Origin of the sequence: Pseudoalteromonas sp. NZS11_1, from assembly GCF_015864275.1 — a bacterium.
Lineage (GTDB): Bacteria > Pseudomonadota > Gammaproteobacteria > Enterobacterales > Alteromonadaceae > Pseudoalteromonas > Pseudoalteromonas arctica.
Genome location: NZ_JADYXK010000001.1, coordinates 268908 through 287172, shown reverse-complemented (window position 1 = coordinate 287172; position 18265 = coordinate 268908). Strand labels below are relative to the sequence as shown.

20 protein-coding genes are annotated in these 18265 nt (G+C 38.7%); 14 read left to right on the top strand and 6 right to left on the bottom strand.

The features are described 5' to 3' along the window. Nucleotides 1–2: 2 nt before the first annotated feature. From I6F44_RS01200 to I6F44_RS01145, 12 genes are all read left to right on the top strand, one after another. On the top strand, nucleotides 3–974 hold the full coding sequence (locus I6F44_RS01200; protein WP_197101340.1) for a KpsF/GutQ family sugar-phosphate isomerase: 972 nt from the start codon (nucleotides 3–5) through the stop codon (nucleotides 972–974). Beyond that, nucleotides 975–1526 carry a 3-deoxy-manno-octulosonate-8-phosphatase KdsC gene (gene kdsC, locus I6F44_RS01195; RefSeq protein ID WP_007580311.1) on the top strand — a complete coding sequence of 184 codons (552 nt, stop codon included), beginning with the start codon at nucleotides 975–977 and terminating at the stop codon, nucleotides 1524–1526. Next, the gene (gene lptC / locus I6F44_RS01190) at nucleotides 1523–2077 is read left to right on the top strand and encodes an LPS export ABC transporter periplasmic protein LptC (protein ID WP_007580308.1); all 555 of its coding nucleotides are present in this window, start codon (nucleotides 1523–1525) and stop codon (nucleotides 2075–2077) included. Before kdsC ends, lptC begins: the two co-directional genes overlap by 4 nt. After that, entirely contained in the window at nucleotides 2067–2612 is a 546-nt protein-coding gene (gene lptA / locus I6F44_RS01185) for a lipopolysaccharide transport periplasmic protein LptA (RefSeq protein WP_007580307.1), read from the top strand. Before lptC ends, lptA begins: the two co-directional genes overlap by 11 nt. Next, the gene (lptB, locus tag I6F44_RS01180) at nucleotides 2609–3334 is read left to right on the top strand and encodes an LPS export ABC transporter ATP-binding protein (protein ID WP_007580304.1); all 726 of its coding nucleotides are present in this window, start codon (nucleotides 2609–2611) and stop codon (nucleotides 3332–3334) included. Before lptA ends, lptB begins: the two co-directional genes overlap by 4 nt. A 69-nt stretch (nucleotides 3335–3403) precedes the next feature. After that, nucleotides 3404–4903, top strand: a complete 1500-nt coding sequence (locus I6F44_RS01175) for an RNA polymerase factor sigma-54 (RefSeq protein WP_197173155.1) — start codon at nucleotides 3404–3406, stop codon at nucleotides 4901–4903. A 25-nt stretch (nucleotides 4904–4928) separates the two neighbouring features. Continuing rightward, nucleotides 4929–5216: a ribosome hibernation promoting factor gene (gene hpf / locus I6F44_RS01170; RefSeq protein WP_197173251.1), complete on the top strand. Its 288-nt coding sequence runs from the start codon at nucleotides 4929–4931 to the stop codon at nucleotides 5214–5216. Nucleotides 5217–5220: 4 nt separating this feature from the next. Further along, the gene (ptsN, locus tag I6F44_RS01165; protein WP_024590190.1) at nucleotides 5221–5673 is read left to right on the top strand and encodes a PTS IIA-like nitrogen regulatory protein PtsN; all 453 of its coding nucleotides are present in this window, start codon (nucleotides 5221–5223) and stop codon (nucleotides 5671–5673) included. A gap of 18 nt (nucleotides 5674–5691) precedes the next feature. After that, nucleotides 5692–6537, top strand: coding sequence for an RNase adapter RapZ (gene rapZ, locus I6F44_RS01160; RefSeq protein ID WP_010554269.1), 846 nt, complete (start codon nucleotides 5692–5694; stop codon nucleotides 6535–6537). Between the two features lie 42 nt (nucleotides 6538–6579). Next, on the top strand, nucleotides 6580–6852 hold the full coding sequence (locus I6F44_RS01155; protein ID WP_002957937.1) for an HPr family phosphocarrier protein: 273 nt from the start codon (nucleotides 6580–6582) through the stop codon (nucleotides 6850–6852). 130 nt (nucleotides 6853–6982) lie between these two features. After that, nucleotides 6983–8341, top strand: a complete 1359-nt coding sequence (gene mgtE, locus I6F44_RS01150; RefSeq protein ID WP_010554268.1) for a magnesium transporter — start codon at nucleotides 6983–6985, stop codon at nucleotides 8339–8341. 56 nt (nucleotides 8342–8397) lie between these two features. Further along, nucleotides 8398–8949 (top strand): protein disulfide oxidoreductase, encoded by a 552-nt coding sequence (locus I6F44_RS01145; RefSeq protein ID WP_165721143.1) that lies wholly within the window; start codon nucleotides 8398–8400, stop codon nucleotides 8947–8949. A 457-nt stretch (nucleotides 8950–9406) separates the two neighbouring features. Here the strand turns inward: I6F44_RS01145 and I6F44_RS01140 are convergent, their stop codons facing one another. Both I6F44_RS01140 and I6F44_RS01135 read right to left on the bottom strand, forming a co-directional pair. Beyond that, nucleotides 9407–11584, bottom strand: coding sequence for a YgiQ family radical SAM protein (locus I6F44_RS01140; RefSeq protein WP_007580292.1), 2178 nt, complete (start codon nucleotides 11582–11584; stop codon nucleotides 9407–9409). A gap of 130 nt (nucleotides 11585–11714) precedes the next feature. Next, nucleotides 11715–13904, bottom strand: coding sequence for a bifunctional diguanylate cyclase/phosphodiesterase (locus I6F44_RS01135; protein WP_197173154.1), 2190 nt, complete (start codon nucleotides 13902–13904; stop codon nucleotides 11715–11717). A gap of 111 nt (nucleotides 13905–14015) precedes the next feature. Between I6F44_RS01135 and I6F44_RS01130 the strand changes: the two genes are divergently transcribed. Together I6F44_RS01130 and I6F44_RS01125 are read left to right on the top strand one after the other, a co-directional pair. Continuing rightward, complete coding sequence (locus I6F44_RS01130) at nucleotides 14016–14597, top strand: SRPBCC family protein (RefSeq protein ID WP_007580289.1); 582 nt, start codon at nucleotides 14016–14018, stop codon at nucleotides 14595–14597. Then, entirely contained in the window at nucleotides 14566–15453 is an 888-nt protein-coding gene (locus I6F44_RS01125) for a TIGR03899 family protein (RefSeq protein ID WP_024594005.1), read from the top strand. The genes I6F44_RS01130 and I6F44_RS01125 overlap by 32 nt, the downstream gene beginning before the upstream one ends. Before the next feature lie 33 nt (nucleotides 15454–15486). On the opposite strand, the gene I6F44_RS01120 is transcribed toward I6F44_RS01125, so the two are convergent. From I6F44_RS01120 to I6F44_RS01105, 4 genes are all read right to left on the bottom strand, one after another. Further along, complete coding sequence (locus tag I6F44_RS01120) at nucleotides 15487–16257, bottom strand: TIGR04219 family outer membrane beta-barrel protein (RefSeq protein ID WP_197173153.1); 771 nt, start codon at nucleotides 16255–16257, stop codon at nucleotides 15487–15489. Nucleotides 16258–16260: 3 nt separating this feature from the next. Then, entirely contained in the window at nucleotides 16261–17247 is a 987-nt protein-coding gene (locus I6F44_RS01115) for a DUF2333 family protein (RefSeq protein ID WP_010554262.1), read from the bottom strand. A gap of 8 nt (nucleotides 17248–17255) precedes the next feature. Continuing rightward, nucleotides 17256–17765 (bottom strand): copper chaperone PCu(A)C, encoded by a 510-nt coding sequence (locus I6F44_RS01110; RefSeq protein ID WP_442960262.1) that lies wholly within the window; start codon nucleotides 17763–17765, stop codon nucleotides 17256–17258. A 79-nt stretch (nucleotides 17766–17844) separates the two neighbouring features. Continuing rightward, nucleotides 17845–18171, bottom strand: coding sequence for a hypothetical protein (locus tag I6F44_RS01105; protein WP_010554260.1), 327 nt, complete (start codon nucleotides 18169–18171; stop codon nucleotides 17845–17847). Nucleotides 18172–18265: the final 94 nt, after the last annotated feature.

Genomic DNA, 18265 nt, shown 5'->3' with positions numbered 1-18265 from the left:
TGATGGCAACGCTAAATTTTATTGAACAAGGCCTGCGCGTTTTAGATGTTGAGCGCCAAGCACTTAGTGATATTGCACAATATGTAGATGAAAATTTTCATAACGCGTGCCAATTAATGTACGACTGCGAAGGCCGTATTATTGTCATTGGTATGGGTAAATCAGGTCATATTGGCAATAAAATAGCGGCAACCCTTGCAAGTACTGGCAGTCCAGCATTTTTTGTTCACCCTGGTGAAGCAAGTCATGGTGATTTAGGTATGATCACTAAAAATGACGTGGTTATGCTTATTTCTAATTCAGGGGAGACCAGCGAAGTTTTAAATATCATTCCGGTTTTAAAACGACTTGGTGCCAAAATGATATCGATGACTGGCAATACGCAATCAACCATGGCGACCCTTGCTAATGTACATGTGTGTATTAAAGTAGAAAAAGAAGCCTGTTCATTGGGTCTAGCTCCTACATCAAGTACCACTGCAACGCTTGCGATGGGCGATGCCATGGCAGTTGCATTATTAGAAGCTCGCGGGTTTACAGCTGATGACTTCGCGCTATCTCACCCAGGTGGTAGTTTAGGCAAGCGTTTATTACTTACTTTAAAAGATGTTATGCACAGCGGCGCAAATACACCTATTATTAGCGTTTCACAAACAGTTAAAGACGCCCTCATTGAAATGTCTGCTAAAGGTTTAGGTATGACAGCCATTGTTGATGAAAATCAGCAGCTCGTGGGATTATTTACCGATGGCGATTTGCGTCGTATTTTAGAGCAAAGAATTGATATTCATACAACACAAATAGATGTTGTTATGACTAAGTCATGCACTACGGCTACACAAGATATTTTGGCTGCTGAAGCGCTTAATATTATGGAACACAAACGTATAAATGGCTTAATCGTCGTCAATGATAAAAACCAACCTATTGGCGCATTAAACATGCAAGACCTATTAAAAGCAGGAGTGTTATAAATGCAATTTGAAGAACTCTATCAACCGCTGAGCGATGATGCAAAAGCACGCGCTAAAAAAGTAAAGCTACTTATATGCGATATTGATGGTGTATTTTCTGATGGCCGTATTTATCTTGGTAATCAAGGTGAAGAGCTAAAAGCATTTAATACAAAAGATGGTTTTGGCATTAAAGCGCTTATAAACAGTGGCTTTGAAGTGGCTGTAATTACTGGTCGTCATTCACAAATAGTGCAACAACGTATGAGCAGCTTAACCGTACAGCATATTTATCAAGGCCAAGAAAATAAGCTCATTGCCTATCAAGAATTAAAAGACAAACTCAACCTTAGCGATGAACAAATTGCTTATATCGGTGATGATGGTCCTGACATGCCCGTTATGGAATTAGTCGGCTTTGCTGTTGCAGTAAATGATGCCCATCCACTTATTAAACGTTTATCACACTATGTAACGCAAATGCCTGGCGGCTTTGGTGCAGTAAGAGAGCTCACCGACTTACTTATGCTTGAAAATGGTAAAGCATTGACTACACAAGGCACTAGTTCATGAATGCAGCGCGCATAATATTAAGCGTTTTATTCATTAGCTGTATGGTTTGGCTTTGGTACCCTTATTTTACACAAACAAATATTGTACCTCAGACTGAGCCTGAAGTTATTGCCAAGCCTGATTACATAGCCATAGAACTCAAACAAACAGCCTATGACGAACAAGGTAAAATTAGCCACAAAGTCACTGCGGCTAAAATGGAGCTATATCAACAATTAGGTTTTACGTTTTTTGAAAAACCTATTTTTACTTTATATAACGAAAAGCAAACGTGGCAAATAAATGCAGACGAAGCAACATTATACGAAGACAAACAATTAATTTTAGAAGGCAATGTGGTTGCCAAAAATTTAACCGATAACGCCATGATAGACAAAATCAATGCTGATAATATTCAGGTAGATATAAAGCTATTAACAATGCGTTCGGAGCAACCCGTTATCATCACTGGACCCAATTTAAAAATCACTGGTAAAGGCCTAGAAGCCGACTTAAAAACCGAAGTGATAAAACTAATTAACCATACGCGAACCATATATTATGACCAATAAAATATTAAAATCACTTATTATTCCTACACTTATACTAGCGTTTAATAGTAGTGCTGCAGAACAAAACACGCAACCGACTGCAAATCAAATTTCAATAAGCGCCGATAAGCAAGAAGGTCAATTAAAAGCTAATGTCGGGATTTTTGAGAAAAACGTTGAGATTATTCACGGTAATCGCCGTATCACAGCCGACCGCTTAGAAGTACATAAACGCGATGAACTTGGCGATAATAAACAATTATTAATTGCTACAGGTAGCCCTGCGCACTTTGAAGAAAAGCAATCAGATGGCACGACTATGAGCGCCAGTGCTGACGAAGTACGTTATGATGTATCTAAGCGTTTTTTAACGCTTGTTGGTAATGCACAAGTATCGCAAGCGGGACAAAAAATAAATGCTAAAAGCATTACCTACGATATAGAGCAGCAGCTAATCAGTGCCGAAAAAGATGAAAACTCAACTGACCGCGTTCACACAATTTTAGTGCCAATCGAGACTAAAAAAAGTAAAAAAAGCGACAAAGGTCAACCATGAGTACATTAAAAGCAGAGCTATTAGCAAAGAGCTATAAAGGCCGTGAAGTTGTAAAAAACGTCGGCCTTGAAGTCAAAGCTGGCAGTATTGTTGGCTTACTTGGCCCTAACGGCGCAGGTAAAACCACCACGTTTTATATGATAGTAGGACTTGTACCTAGCGACAAAGGTAAAATATCGATAGACGATAACGATATTACTCTTTTACCTATGCATAGTCGTGCTAGATTAGGCATTGGCTACTTACCGCAAGAGTCTTCAATATTCAGAAAGCTGACTGTTTATCAAAACTTAATGGCCATTTTAGAAACGCGCAAAGAGTTAAATAAACAAGCTAGAGAAGACACTCTCGATAAATTATTAGATGAATTTAGCATACAACACATTCGTGATAGCCAAGGTATGGCATTGTCAGGTGGCGAACGTCGTCGTGTTGAAATAGCACGTGCGCTGGCAGCAGATCCTAAATTTATATTACTGGATGAACCATTTGCAGGTGTTGACCCGATTTCGGTATTAGACATAAAGAAAATAATAGAACATCTTAAAAATCGTGGGATTGGTGTATTAATTACCGATCATAACGTAAGAGAAACCCTTGATGTTTGTGAAAAAGCCTACATTGTTTCTCATGGGGAGCTGATTGCATCAGGTACTCCAGAACACGTATTAAATGATAAAACAGTACGCGATGTTTACTTAGGCGAGCAATTTAGGCTGTAACATTTACGCCATGTCTTTAAGCATCTGCTAGTATTAATTATAACAACATAAAAGGATTGTTAGAGATACATGAGGCAATCACTACAGCTGCGCATGGGCCAGCAACTTACAATGACTCCACAGCTGCAACAAGCTATTCGTTTGTTGCAACTCAGTACATTGGATCTCCAGCAAGAAATACAAGAAGCTCTCGACAGCAACCCGCTATTAGAGGTTGAAGAAGCAGACTATTCAGAAGACGCTGCAGGTAAAAACGAGCAAAAAGCAGATACAGATGACATAACTGTTAGCGCATCTGCCGATGATGTTCCAAGCGAATACGAACAAGATAGTGGTGAAGCACTTGCAAAAGACACGCTAAGTGACGACATGGCTATGGATGTTAGTTGGGATGAGTACATGAGTGCCGCCCCAGCAGCATCATCGGGTCCGATGCCTGAAGACGAATCAATATACCAAGGCGCCTCTACTGAAACGCTCCATGAGTATTTAATGTGGCAGTTACAACTAACGCCATTTAGCCCTACAGACGAAGCTATTGCTATTGCTATTGTAGAAGCCGTCGATGATTCAGGTATTTTAACACTAAGCTGCGAAGAGATTTTAGAAAGCTTTAATCAAGAAAACGAAGATGATAACGAAGTCGAACTTGATGAAATTGAAGCTGTATTAAAACGCATCCAACTGTTTGATCCTGTTGGTATTGCTGCACGTAGTTTACAAGAGTGTTTATGTATTCAGCTTAACCAGTTTGATAAAGAAACACCTTACATTAATGAAACAAAAATGATTTTAACCGAGCATATTGATTTATTAGCTGCTCGTGACTATCGTACATTAATGAAGAAAACCAAGCTCAAAGAAGAAGAGCTTAAAGAAGTAATGACATTAATACATACTCTTAGCCCTAAACCTGCAGATACTATTGTAAGAGAAGAATCTGAGTATGTTATTCCAGACGTGTCAGTTAAAAAAATTAAAGGCCGCTGGGTTGTTGAATTAAACCCAGATAGCATGCCTAAAATTCGTGTTAATAGCCAATACGCTGCAATGTCTCGCACTGTAAAATCCAGTGGTGACAGCCAGTTTATTCGCTCGCATTTACAAGAAGCTAAATGGTTTATTAAAAGCTTAGAAAGTAGAAACGACACGCTATTAAAAGTAACAAATTGTATTGTTAAACAACAACAAGGCTTTTTTGAACACGGTCCTGAAGCCATGAAACCAATGGTTTTAAATGATGTTGCTGAAATGGTAGAAATGCACGAATCAACAATTTCGCGCGTAACAACCCAAAAGTATATGCATACACCCCGTGGTATATTTGAGCTTAAATACTTTTTCTCAAGCCATGTAAGCACCGAAAACGGTGGTGAATGTTCATCTACAGCAATCCGTGCGCTTATCCGAAAATTAATCGCAGCAGAAAACTCAGCAAAACCATTGAGTGATAGCAAAATAGCGGATATATTGGCTGAGCAAGGAATTAAAGTAGCGAGACGTACAATCGCAAAATACCGCGAATCTCTGGCTATTCCACCGTCAAATCAACGTAAAAGTTTGATTTAAGACGCAAAAAAAGAGGGTAATGCTTATGCAACTAAACTTAACTGGTCGTCACGTAGAATTAACCGATTCACTAAGAGACTATATTAATACCAAATTTGCGAAGCTAGAAAGACACTCTGATCATATTAATAATGTTCATGTCATTCTCGATGTAGAAAGATTAAATCAAAAAGCAGAAGCCACCATACACGTAAGCGGTGCTGAGTTATTTGCCTCTACAGAACATCAAGATATGTATGCCGCCATTGACTCGTTGATCGACAAGCTCGATCGACAAGTAATTAAACACAAAGAGAAGCTTGCTCGACACTAATATGATGAAATTAAGCTCACTTATATGCCAGGACTGCAGCAAAGCTGCGGTCCTTTTTAATAGCAAAAAAAGAATTTTAGAGTTCATTAGCGAACTTGCTCACGACAAACTTCCGTATTTACCGCAACAAGATATTCTTAATGCTTTAATGAGCAGAGAAAAATTGGGTAGTACAGGTATAGGGCGTGGCATTGCCATTCCTCATGGAAGAATGAGCGGTGCAGAAGAGCCTTTGGCTTTAGTACTCGTTAGCGAAACTCCAATAAATTTTGATGCAATCGATAATCGCCCTGTTGATATTTTCGTCGCACTCATCGTACCAGATGGCGATAACCAGCAGCACTTAAAGACTCTAGCAACCATTGCTGATAAACTAAACAATAAAGATTTTTGTAAACAGTTACGCAGTGCAAAATCAGATACTGAGCTTTACCAAGTTATTGTCAATCAATCATAGTTTTATAAAGGGTGTTAAATGGAGTTAATTATCATAAGCGGCCGTTCTGGTTCTGGAAAGTCGGTTGCTTTACGCGTTGTAGAAGATTTAGGTTATTATTGCGTAGATAATATTCCAGTTAACTTGCTTCCTTCATTAGTTCGCAGTGTGTCTGATAGCTATGATAAAATTGCTGTTAGCATTGATGTGCGGAACATCCCTAAACAACAAGATGAATTTAACGATATTCTTGAATACTTGCCTGGCTTTGCAAAACCTACGTTATTTTATTTAGATAGCGACGATCAAACATTGATCAAACGTTTTTCTGAAACTCGTAGATTACACCCACTATCAATTGACTCGTTGCCTCTTGATTTAGCCATCAAAAAAGAAAAAGAATTACTTGATGTATTAATCACCCGCGCCGACTTTATGATAGATACAACTGATTTAAGCGTTCATCAACTTGCTGAATCTATTCGTGAAAAGATTTTAGGTAAAAAAGATAAGCAACTGATTGTCACGTTTGAATCGTTTGGTTTTAAATACGGTATACCAAAAGAAGCAGATTACGTATTTGATGCACGCTTTTTACCCAATCCACATTGGGAACCTGAATTAAAACCTTTAAATGGGTTAGATCAACCTGTTAAAGATTATTTGGCCAATCACAGCATAGTGCAAAAATTCACATGGCAAATTCAAACATTTGTACAAACATGGTTACCGCACTTAGAGCGAAATAACCGCAGTTATTTAACCATTGCCATTGGGTGTACAGGCGGACAACATCGCTCTGTATATTTAGCGCAAACTATCGGTGAAAGTTTTGCAATGACACATCCCAATGTGAAAATTCGCCATCGCGAACAAGAAAAATAATATAGCTGAATAATCACCTGTTCAGCTTAGGTAGAGTAAGTTATGCATTGTGAAGACACTTTTTTAATAAAAAACAAATTAGGATTGCACGCTAGAGCAGCCACCGTGCTTGCCCAATTGGCAGTGCAGTTTGATGCGACAATTACATTATTTCAAGATGACAAAGAAGCTGCAGGCGATAGCGTACTTGCATTAATGTTACTTGAAAGTAGCCAAGGCAAAGAAGTAAAAGTTGTATGTAAAGGCCCCGATTCTGAGCAAGCTTTACATGCTGTTGGAGAATTAATAGCACAACGTTTTAATGAACAAGAATAAACAGTTATAAAAATAATGCTCGCATTACTAATGCCCCAACTAAAACAGATATATAAAATAAATACGGTTAGTGACGCCAGTTAACTCACCTCTCCCCATAAAGTAATATAAAAATTTATAAAGGACGCCAATGCCTGAAGCTTTTGAACAAGATTACCCACTACAGCAACTAAAACAGGTGACTAAGTCACTCAATAGTGGTCAATTTGTTCAAGTTAGGCGCATGCTCGCAAAAACAGCTCCTTGTGATACCGCATTATTATTAGAATCATCACCGCATAAAATTCGCCGACTCCTTTGGCAGTTGGTTGATCCTGATGTGCAAGGTGATGTTCTTGAAGAACTATCAGAAGATGTTCGTTTAGGCATTATTGCCCAAATGGAACCTAAGCACATTGCAGCCGCAACCGAAGATATGGGCCACGATGACTTAGGTGAAGTATTACGTAGTCTGCCAGACACCGTTTATAAAGACGTTGTTAGCGCGATGGACATTCAAGACCGTGAACGTGCAACACAAGCACTTTCGTATCAAGAGCGTTCTGCTGGCGCGCTAATGAACACCGATACGGTGACCATTCGCCCTGACGTTACGCTTGATGTTGTACTTAGGTATATTAGGCTACGTGGCGAGTTACCAGAAGGTACCGATGACTTGTACGTTGTTGATAAGCATAACTGCTTTATAGGCGCTTTATCGCTGAGTACATTATTAACTAACCCGCCAGAAAAGATTGTTCGCGATTTAATGGATGAAGATTGTGAATCCATTCCAATCTCAATGGATGAAAGTGAAGTCGCGCAATTATTTGAACGTCATAATTGGATATCGGCCCCCGTAGTCGATGATAACGATCAGCTCCTTGGCCGTGTCACTATCGATGACATCGTTGACGTAATCCGCGAAGATGCTGAGCATAGTTTATTGGGCTTAGCCGGCCTTGATGATGAAGAAGATACCTTTGCACCAGTACTAAAAAGCTCTAAAAAACGCTCAGTTTGGTTAGGTGTCAACTTACTAACTGCACTTGCAGCTGCTTTTGTAGCTAGCTTTTTTGAAGGCACTTTAGATGTTTTACCTATTTTAGCTGTACTTAACGGTATTGTCCCTTCTATGGGCGGTGTTGCAGGTAGCCAATCATTAACGCTTGTTATTCGTGGTATTGCGGTAGGTCATATAAATCAAACAAACCAACGTTTCTTGATGATGAAAGAGCTTGCTATTGGCGCGTTAAACGGTGTTTTGTGGTCGTTGTTAATAGCAGGTGTTATTGCCCTATGGCAGTGGGACTTTATGCTTGGTGGCGTACTCGCCTTCGCTATGTTTATGAACTTAGTGGTGGCAGGTGTTGCTGGTGCGAGTATCCCTATTATTCTTAAAAGAATGAATATAGACCCAGCACTTGCAGGGAGTGTGGTGCTAACCACGGTGACAGATATTGTGGGTATATTCGCCTTTTTAGGTACTGCTACTTGGTTGCTGGTTTAAATTAGAAACTTTTGCAAATAACTAAAGTAAAAAACACTTAGGGTAAAGCTGCAACTATGACAACGGGTACCAAAAATAAAAAAGACACACCTAAAAAAACGCCAAAACAAAAAGGCCTATCAATATTAAAAAGTGTGTTGATATATGGTTTCATATTTTTCGTAATTTATAACGCTGTCAATTGGTGGCGACAACCTGTTATGCCAGCAAATCCTCAATTACAATTAATAGATTATAAAGGGCAAAACATTGATTTGTCAGCAATGAGCCAAGATAAACCAACACTTGTCTATTTTTGGGGAACTTGGTGCCCTATTTGTAGTATTACCTCCCCTGCCATAAACGAACTCGCAAACGAGAATAACTACCCTGTCGTGAGTATCGCAATAAAATCAGGCTCGGATCAAAAACTACATGAGTATCTAAATGATCATGGCTACAGTTTTACCACTGTCAACGATCAACACGGTGAGATATTTGCCGATTGGCAAGGGCAAGTCACGCCATCTTATATAATCTTAAAAGATAATAAAATGACGCAAGGGCTAACAGGCATTCAGCCGTTATGGTCACTAAAATTACGTTTGTGGTTATCATCAACGTTTTAAGAAAAAACTAACTGCAAGTATATAGGCACTAAATACGTGCTATCTCAAGAGGGGTTTCTAAAAGCTCGCTCTTTATCACCTACAATAATATAGATAATAAAGAGCAAGGTTTACTTAATTTACGCATGAAAAGGGTTTAAAAACCCTTAGCGTAATTAAACTAATCTACTAGGGCGTGTTGATCTTTGTGGATTGAAATTTGTTCAATCTAGGGGCGATTAAATCGCGGCGCGAGGTTTGTAACCTAGTGGGCTAAGTAAAAACCGAGCAACAAAGAGTTAATCGTCCCTAGAAAGAACCCAAAGGGCAGCGCATGTTTGGTATTTATGCTGCGTTATCGCCTATTCATGGGGAATAACCACACTACATAGGCTCCGCCTTGCCTAAAAACCAAACATACTGCTGCAAATTCACCCACCAAAGATCAACACGCCCTAGTTATTAATAGATTGAATCACTAACGTGTACTTTGACGATTACCGCCTACTTTTGGTTTAGTGTTTGCCTTTTTAAATTGGCTAAAACCGGTATGTCGCGTTAGTGCAGGACGTCCGCCTTTACTGCCACCTTTACCTGCTTTTTCATCACGCCCTTCTTCAGGCACTAAACAGTTAGGCCCTTTACCAATTAAATTAGCTTTACCCATTTTACGCAGTGCTTCACGTATCATCGGCCAACCTGCTGCATCATGGTAGCGTAAAATAGCTTTATGTAATCTACGTTGGCGAGCACCTTTAGGTACTGGAACAACTTCTGTATTGTTTTTTATATTACGTAAAGAGTTCATTTCTGTGTGGTAAATAGTCGTCGCATTAGCCATCGGTGACGGGTAAAAATTTTGTACCTGATCAAGCTTAAAGTCGTTTGATTTAAGCCATAAAGCCATGTTTACCATGTCTTCATCTTTTGTCCCTGGGTGAGCAGATATAAAGTAAGGAATTAAATACTGCTTTTTACCGGCTTCTTTAGAGTACTTATCAAATAATTCTTTAAATTGATCGTACGCACCCATACCTGGTTTCATCATTTTTGATAATGGACCATCTTCTGTATGCTCTGGCGCTATTTTTAAGTAGCCACCTACATGATGCGTTACTAATTCTTTAACGTAACGCGGGTCGCGTACAGCTAAGTCGTAACGAACACCAGAAGCAATCAATACCTTTTTGATACCCTTAACTTCACGTGCTTTTTTATATAAGTCTATTGTTGGCGTATGATCTGTATCCATATGCTTACAAATTTCAGGATACACACATGATAAACGTCTACAGGTACTTTCTGCCTTTTTGCTAGTACAACGCAGTTTATACATATTTGCCGTTGGGCCACCTAAGTCAGAGATAACACCAGTAAAACCGGGTACCTTATCTCTAATCTGTTCAATTTCTTCAATAATTGATTCTTGCGAACGGCTTTGAATAATACGCCCTTCATGCTCCGTAATTGAGCAAAACGAACAACCTCCAAAACAGCCGCGCATAATATTAACTGACGTTTTTATCATGTCGTAAGCAGGAATTTTAGAGTCGCCGTAACTTGGGTGAGGAATACGCTGGTACGGTAAACCAAACACAGCATCCATCTCATGTGTTTCTAATGGGTATGCTGGCGGGTTTACCCAAATAGAACGATCGCCATGTCGCTGAAACAGTGCTCTTGCACAACCAGGATTTGTTTCTTGATGTAGAATACGCGAAGCGTGGGCGTATAAAGGTTTGTTAACACTTACTTGCTCATAAGCAGGTAACTTAACGTAAGTTTTTTCCCATGGCTTAGGTCGCGCAGGCTGAACCATAATTGGTTTTGCAGCTTCTGCCTTTAAGTCTATACCCGCTTGTTTAAATTCAGATTTACTACAGCCAACATCATCAGCGCCGTATGGATTTGGAATAGGGTCGATTTTACCAATTTTATCTATAGCGGTGGAGTCACTTCCACGCCAACCTGGTAAAGGTTCTTTTCTGATAACAGCCGTGCCGCGAATATCTTGAATAGTATCCATTGTTTCGCCTGCGGCAATACGGTGTGCAACTTCAACTAACGGACGCTCTGCGTTACCGTAAATTAAAATATCAGCTTTTGCATCAAACAAAATACTACGACGTACTTTTTCTTGCCAGTAATCATAATGAGCTATACGACGAAGACTCGCTTCAATACCGCCAATAACAATTGGGATACCTTTGTATGCTTCACGGCATTTTTGCGAGTAAATCATTACGGCGCGATCTGGACGTTTACCACCTACGTTATCTGGCGTGTAAGCATCATCGTGGCGCATACGCTTTTCAGCTGTATAGCGATTGATCATCGAATCCATGTTGCCAGCTGTTACACCAAAAAATAAATTCGGTCTGCCTAGTTCCATAAATGCATCTTTAGAGTCCCATGCTGGCTGGGCAATAATACCCACTCTAAAGCCTTGCGCTTCAAGTACACGGCCAATTACCGCCATACCAAAACTAGGATGATCGACGTACGCGTCACCACTAATTATTATTATGTCGCAGCTATCCCAGCCAAGTGCATCCATTTCTTCACGTGTAGTTGGTAAAAATGGCGCGGTGCCATAACATTCAGCCCAGTATTTAGGGTATGAAAATAAGGCGCGCTTAGCTTTGAGTGTGCTCATAATTGTGGCCGTAGAATAACAAAAGGCGCGAATTATACCCTACTAAATTGTTTATATATACAAAGTAGTCAAAGCATATCGCGCCTTAAATTCTAAATCGTTCATTAGCTTAAATAATAAGTTAATCTTTTTAGCGTTTATTTATAAATTCTATTAATTCATTTTCAGGCATGGGTTTAGCATACATAAAACCTTGTACTTCATCGCATCCTAAATCTTTTAAGAACTGGGCTTGCTCTTGTGTTTCGACCCCTTCAGCAATTGTTTTTAAGCCCAATTTAGCACCAAGAGATATAACTAAGGCAGCAATAGCGCCAGTGTCGTCATTTGGTAAATCTTTAATAAATGCACGATCTATTTTCAACCGATCCAAAGGTAAACTTTGAATGTAACTCAGCGACGAAAAACCAGTACCAAAGTCATCAATAGCAACTTCCATTCCGAGTTCTTTTAGCTCGCTTAGCGTACTAATAACCGTTTCCAGCTCATCCATTACTACGCTCTCGGTGATTTCTAATTCTATGTTTTTTGGCTTAACACCATATTTTAACAATGTATTTTTAACAGTTTGCGCATAACCTTTTACTTTAAACTGTGGGACAGACACATTAACTGCAATACAAATTTCTGTGCCCATATTTTCTAGGCGCTTTTGCTGTTGGCAAGCTTGTTCTAATACCCACTGCCCTATATCAACAATTAAGCCCGCATCCTCTGCAAGTGGCACAAACACAGCCGGCGATATATACACGCCATCACTTGCCGGCCAGCGTAATAATGCCTCACATCCAATTAGCGATAAGTCATCTAGTGCAAGTTGAGGTTGGTACCATACCTCTAATTTATTTCGAGCAAAGTCATGACGTAACTGCCTAATAATCCCTATCCGCCAAGCCATCTTATCTTGCATATCAATATTGTAATAAACGCCTTCTTTATGCTTTGCTTTTTTAGCTTGGTCAAGTGCAATATAAGCAACTTTCAGTGTATCAATACCGCTACTTTGAAAGTCTTGTTGTTGGCATAAGCCCACTCTAAAATCGATAGGGAGTAAATGTTCTTCTGCGTAAAATGAAATACCTAATTGCTCATTCAACTTTTTCAAGTCAAATTCGTCTTGGCGAATAATAAAACCAAAAACATCAGCGCCAATACGTGATAGTAATTTAGCTGTTGGGTAATTTTCTCTTAACCTTTGCACAATGCCAATTAATACTTTATTGCCGACCTCTTGCCCTAAGCCGTTATTAATATCTGCAAAATTAACTACATCAAGTAATACAAATACATGATCGTTCACGTGTGGCTTTTGATAACTCACCACACGCTCAATAAAGTTAGTACGATTTGAAATACCAGTAAGCACATCTTTATAAGCAGCATCTCTTAACTTTACAAATAACCTTATGTTATCAAGTGCTACACTTACATTAGTTAAGAAAATTTCAGCAAATTGTAGCTGTGCTTGTAAGGGAATGTGGTCGCACTCTATATATAAAGCCGCTTTTCGATGCTTACTTTTTAATATAAATGTTGAACTTGAGTCTATGTGTTGGTGCTTTGACAAACCAAAACACGACTCAACTTGTTCAAATACTTTGCTATCAACATTAATTAATTTTTTACCAAAATAGCTTTCGTAATGCCCGCAACCACCTAAGACCTGAATAAAATCATCGCCATCTAACTTACTGCAAACAAGCCCTCTAGGTGAACATTTTAAAATAATACTCATGTGCTTGATGATTTCTTTGCATAATTGCTTAACATCAGTAAGTCCTAAAATAGACTTTGATGCTGAAACAATCGTGTTCATTGCATCACTTTGATATTCAAGCTGACATACCTGCTCGTATGAGCGAATAGCGGTTATAAGCGAAGTTACTAACTTAGAACGAGTCAGCTCTGTTTTCGTTTTATAGTCATTTATGTCGTATTCTCGTATTACTTTTTCTTCTGGTGTAATACCTGCTTGCCCTGTTCTTAAAATAATTCTTACATGTTGATTATTTAATTCGTCACGCACCCTTTTTACAACCTGCAAACCGGCATCGTCAGTTTCCATAACAACGTCTAAAAAAATAACCGAAATATTTTTATTTTTAGCTAGCACTTCTATTGCTTCTGCACCCGAATAAGCATCGTGAAATCGCAAGCCAGCCCCTAAAAACTCAACTCCAGACAAAGCTAATTTTGTTACAGAATGAATCTCAGGTTCGTCATCAACAATTAAAATATCCCAAAACTTAGTCTGCTCAACAACAGCATCGTCTTCAAAATCTTGTTCAAAAAATAAAAAATCGTTTTGATCTGACGACATTCGCTCTCCTAAGTAGCAATCAATAAATTATTTTTGGTTTATAATCTAATTCATACTATAGTCGATTAATAAAAAGTTGTTGTATTTCAACTTGAAAAACTAATAAAAGGTGTGCTTATTAAACCATTAAAAATATTAATCAAATGCGTACTGTTATTACTATTAGTATTGGCACTGGTAGGGCTAATACTGCCTCAAAGTTATAGTGTAAATAAAACAATCGAAATTAATGCCAATCTTAAAGTAATAAAGCCGCTTATCACCGACTTTAGCCAATGGCAAAAATGGTCTCCATGGGAAAAAGTAGACCCCAGCATACGTTTTACTTTGGGCGAACCCAGTTCTGGCCTAGGGGCTCATCAGTCTTGGAAAGGAAAATGGGGGTATGGTGAAATGATCATAACTTCGGTAAGCCAAAATAAAGTCAGCTTCAACATACTTTTAAATGCTGAACATATTATTAGAGGTACATTTAACCTTAGCGAGCAAAACGGTATAGTTACGTTAATATGTAATATTAAAGGTCAAACAACTGCTCCTTTAATATCTGGTTACACTGCAATTTTAAGCGAGTACGTACTCAGTAATACAGTTTCACTGGGGTTAAATAACCTTCAAACTGTTGCACAGCTTAGTGATCCACAAAGGATAATGCACAGTCATGACAGTCAAAACAGCACAGGCGAGAATTAATCTTGCCAACATCATCGAATCCTTACTTGGTTATCCTATAACAAAAGTAGGTAGTAACGGTGTACTACCTACTAACGAGCAAAGTTACGATATTAAGGGCCAAATTAAGCCGCTTTATCATATTAACAGTGAAAACTCTGTTTTAGCTCGCGCTCAAAAACGCCAAGATTTATTACTTATTAAACAACAACAAAATATAGAATCAATTTTAGCAATGGCTATGGGGTTTTGCCCTGATGTAGCAAGTAGTAAACAGCCCGATGTTGATTGGGTAGAGCATTTTATAGCTCTGTGTGAAGATACTTCTAATGAATCAATGCAAATTTTATGGGCAAAAATTTTAACAGGAGAAACACTCAATCCTGGTACGTTTTCAATTAAAAGCCTACAAACTTTAAAGCATATGACACAGCGAGAAGCAGACTCTTTGCAAAAATGTGTGTCGCTCTCAGGCTATAACGAAAAAGACGACAGCCACTTTATATTACTCGGCTTTTACAAAAAACCGTCCTTGTTTGATTTGCTACGAAAAGGCAATAAAGTATCTCTAAATTTAGGAAAAACAGGTATTAGCTTTCCTGATATTTTAACGCTCATGGATCTTAATTTACTGTATAGAAAAGAAATTGAATCTGCAGTGCTTAAAGCGGGGCAAGAGCTTACCCTTTCATTTTTATCGCAAAAAGTAACGTTAAAAGCAAAGAGTAGTGATTTGGTATTAAGCTATTACAAATTTACTCAAACAGGTGATGAGCTATCTAAACTCATTAATTTCCCTGTCAATAAGGTCTATAAGCAGTTGATTAATAATGCGCTAGAGGGTGAGTTTGATTTAGCGTGGCACGCAATAAAATAATATGCCACGCTTTGTTTAATTAGAAAATACTAATTAAAAATGAACCTGAATACCCGCAAATGGGCCAGATGCATCAATATCAGTAGTAATATCATCTACATCATCAAGTTCTAATATCATAGAGCGGTAACCGGCTTTAACAGCAACATCTACTGCCAAGTTATCAATAAGTTCCCACGCCACGCCTACTTGGTAATCTTGTACTTTGCTGTCGTCAATAGCCAAAAAGCTACCTTCAAAAAATACACTTAAGCCAGTAAAAGGTAAGCCTGCTTCAGCACGGCCATACGCAAGAGGAACAAAACCAGAGAAGTCTACAGTTTCAGTTTGAGAAATATCTTCTTCTTGATCATCATACGCTACTGTAATTTCACCATCGAACTGCTTAGCGTTTAAACCCAAGTCAATTGAGATTAAATCGTTATCAAAAATCTCATAATAAAAAATATAATCGGTATGTGATAAATCACTAACCGTATTTACTTTTCTACCTTTAGCAAAGTTACTTCCATTAAAGCTAAACGTATCATCAATAACCGCATAACCATTGAGTTCAAGTTCTGTATACTTTAATTTAATATTTGGAACTAGTGGCACTGGGTGCTCAAGCGCCGCGTAGTAACTTACAAAAGTCTCATCTTCAAAATCAAAATCTTGAGATGCATTATTTTTGTAAGAAAATTGGCCATCGTTATCTGACTTCCATCCATCAACACCTACGTATAAACCTAGTAAAGTGTCAGCTTGCGCTGCTGGTGCTAAACATGCCATTGAAAGGGCTGCTGCTAAACAATACTTTTTCATTTTTTATCCTTGAGCTAGTAGTTCGCTAAGTTCGATTAAAGCCGCATTGGCTCTAGAAATATAATTTGCCATAACTAAAGAGTGGTTAGCAACATAGCCAAAACCATTCCCGTTTAAAATAAGTGGGCTCCATACTGTTTCTTGAGTTGCCTCAAGTTCACGTATGATTTGTTGAACGCTTACACGTGCATTTTTCTTTTCAAGTACATCATTAAAGTCATACTCTATCGCTTGTAAAAAGTGTAGTAACGCCCAAGTAGCACCGCGCGACTCGTAAAACACGTCGTCAATTTCTAACCACGGCGTTCTTACTTGTTGCTGCAGTGGAGCAAGGGTTGCTTGTTTATTAGATGAATTACCTGCTAAATCGGTATTCACTTTTTCTTGGCCTACACTGGCGCTTAAACGCTGGCTTAAACTACCTAAACGTTTTTCAGCTTCTTTAAGCCAACTACGTAAGTTATCTGCTCGTGCATAAAATTGACTATCACGCTCATGCTCGTTAGCAATTTGTCCACGATATACCATTAAGTAGTCAATACCTTTTTGGTACTCACCTTCAGCACTTGGCCATGCCCATGCTTCAGAGCTTATATTAAACTGTGGCTGCGCCTTTTTAAGTGCTTCATGTTCCGTAGACTGTGATTGCGAACGGCTAAAATCTTTTCGCATAGAAAGCGATAAATCACGCACCATTTCTAGCGCGCCATATTCCCACGCCGGCATATCATCCATAATAATACTTGGTGGTATTACATCATTTGATAAGTAGCCACCGGGTTTATCTAGTAAGGTATTTGCTACTGTAATTAATGTAGAAGTAGTTACGTAACCCGTAACTATTTTTTCATTACGAAGCTGCGCTTGCTCTTTGGCGTTTGCAACAACATCAAAACGTGAAGGCTCAGTGCTCCAATAAACAGCAATTGCGTAAAATATGATAAGCAGTAAAACAACTATTCCTGCTATTTTTCCTTTGTGTTGCGACATGTGTACTCCTAATGGTGAGCGTGTTGAGTAGATGGTTTTGACTGCGTAGCTTGCGCTTCAAGCGACACGACTTGAGCATTAGTGAACAAGCGATTACCGTCACTAAAATATAGCGTGAGTTTGCGTTCTTGCCCTACTTTTAATGGCTCTTGTGGTTCAAATACCATTAAATGATAACCGCCAGGTTGAAAACTGACACTTTCGTGCGCTTTAATTTCAACTGATTCAACTTGTTGCATTTTCATCATGCCGTCTACATGTGAATGCTCGTGTATTTCAACACGCCCTAAGCCATCAATAGTTGCCTTAGTTAAAGTTGCTGCGGCTCCACTGTGATTTATTAGCGTTAAATAACCTACAGTTGAAGTACTGCCAGGTAAAAACTCTCTAACTTGCGCGTTAGTTATTTCGAGCACAGCCACATCAGAACCATGATCGTGCCCTGAGTGCGCCGCCAACGATGACGAAAAAAAACTAAATATTAATGCAGAAGCCATCGAAAAACATAGTTTCGTCATCATTCTTATCCTTATGAGAACTTTAAATTACAGGCTAAATTTAACATAGTTAACCTATAATAGTCAGTCAAATTAAGGATTAAGAGGCTACTTTTTTGTTATCGGCAACAAGCCAGCACAACACTGCAACAAATAGTAACGGCCATGCAATCATTATAGATCCGAATAAAAGCGCTAAAACAGTCCCTGCTAATGCCACTACACCCGCACCAACTAATCCCATAGTAATTAAAGCCACTACAGCAACTACAGCAACAATTGCGGCCAAAGCACCTACAAGCTCGAGCCCAGCCCAGCTAATATCAGCAATCCATAACGGCAACTGCCAAGAATCAATCTGCACAAACGTTATTAAATCAGTAAACAGTAATAAATAGATAATTACACATACTGCCAAAGCTTTCATAGTAATTCTCCTTATACCAACCGGCTTATATATGAGGTCTCTTTAACGATAAGAAAATTGCGCTATAACTAGGCAAAAATTTTTATATCTAGTT

Coding starts and splice junctions, on each gene's coding strand:
- lptA (WP_007580307.1), top strand. CDS start 2,067: ATGACCAATAAAATATTAAAATCACTTATTATTCCTACACTTATACTA.
- I6F44_RS01125 (WP_024594005.1), top strand. CDS start 14,566: ATGACAGTCAAAACAGCACAGGCGAGAATTAATCTTGCCAACATCATC.
- I6F44_RS01155 (WP_002957937.1), top strand. CDS start 6,580: ATGCATTGTGAAGACACTTTTTTAATAAAAAACAAATTAGGATTGCAC.
- kdsC (WP_007580311.1), top strand. CDS start 975: ATGCAATTTGAAGAACTCTATCAACCGCTGAGCGATGATGCAAAAGCA.
- I6F44_RS01200 (WP_197101340.1), top strand. CDS start 3: ATGGCAACGCTAAATTTTATTGAACAAGGCCTGCGCGTTTTAGATGTT.
- lptB (WP_007580304.1), top strand. CDS start 2,609: ATGAGTACATTAAAAGCAGAGCTATTAGCAAAGAGCTATAAAGGCCGT.
- I6F44_RS01135 (WP_197173154.1), bottom strand. CDS start 13,904: ATGTCGTCAGATCAAAACGATTTTTTATTTTTTGAACAAGATTTTGAA.
- I6F44_RS01145 (WP_165721143.1), top strand. CDS start 8,398: ATGACAACGGGTACCAAAAATAAAAAAGACACACCTAAAAAAACGCCA.
- hpf (WP_197173251.1), top strand. CDS start 4,929: ATGCAACTAAACTTAACTGGTCGTCACGTAGAATTAACCGATTCACTA.
- I6F44_RS01105 (WP_010554260.1), bottom strand. CDS start 18,171: ATGAAAGCTTTGGCAGTATGTGTAATTATCTATTTATTACTGTTTACT.
- I6F44_RS01115 (WP_010554262.1), bottom strand. CDS start 17,247: ATGTCGCAACACAAAGGAAAAATAGCAGGAATAGTTGTTTTACTGCTT.
- rapZ (WP_010554269.1), top strand. CDS start 5,692: ATGGAGTTAATTATCATAAGCGGCCGTTCTGGTTCTGGAAAGTCGGTT.
- lptC (WP_007580308.1), top strand. CDS start 1,523: ATGAATGCAGCGCGCATAATATTAAGCGTTTTATTCATTAGCTGTATG.
- I6F44_RS01175 (WP_197173155.1), top strand. CDS start 3,404: ATGAGGCAATCACTACAGCTGCGCATGGGCCAGCAACTTACAATGACT.
- I6F44_RS01120 (WP_197173153.1), bottom strand. CDS start 16,257: ATGAAAAAGTATTGTTTAGCAGCAGCCCTTTCAATGGCATGTTTAGCA.
- ptsN (WP_024590190.1), top strand. CDS start 5,221: ATGAAATTAAGCTCACTTATATGCCAGGACTGCAGCAAAGCTGCGGTC.
- mgtE (WP_010554268.1), top strand. CDS start 6,983: ATGCCTGAAGCTTTTGAACAAGATTACCCACTACAGCAACTAAAACAG.
- I6F44_RS01110 (WP_442960262.1), bottom strand. CDS start 17,765: ATGACGAAACTATGTTTTTCGATGGCTTCTGCATTAATATTTAGTTTT.
- I6F44_RS01140 (WP_007580292.1), bottom strand. CDS start 11,584: ATGAGCACACTCAAAGCTAAGCGCGCCTTATTTTCATACCCTAAATAC.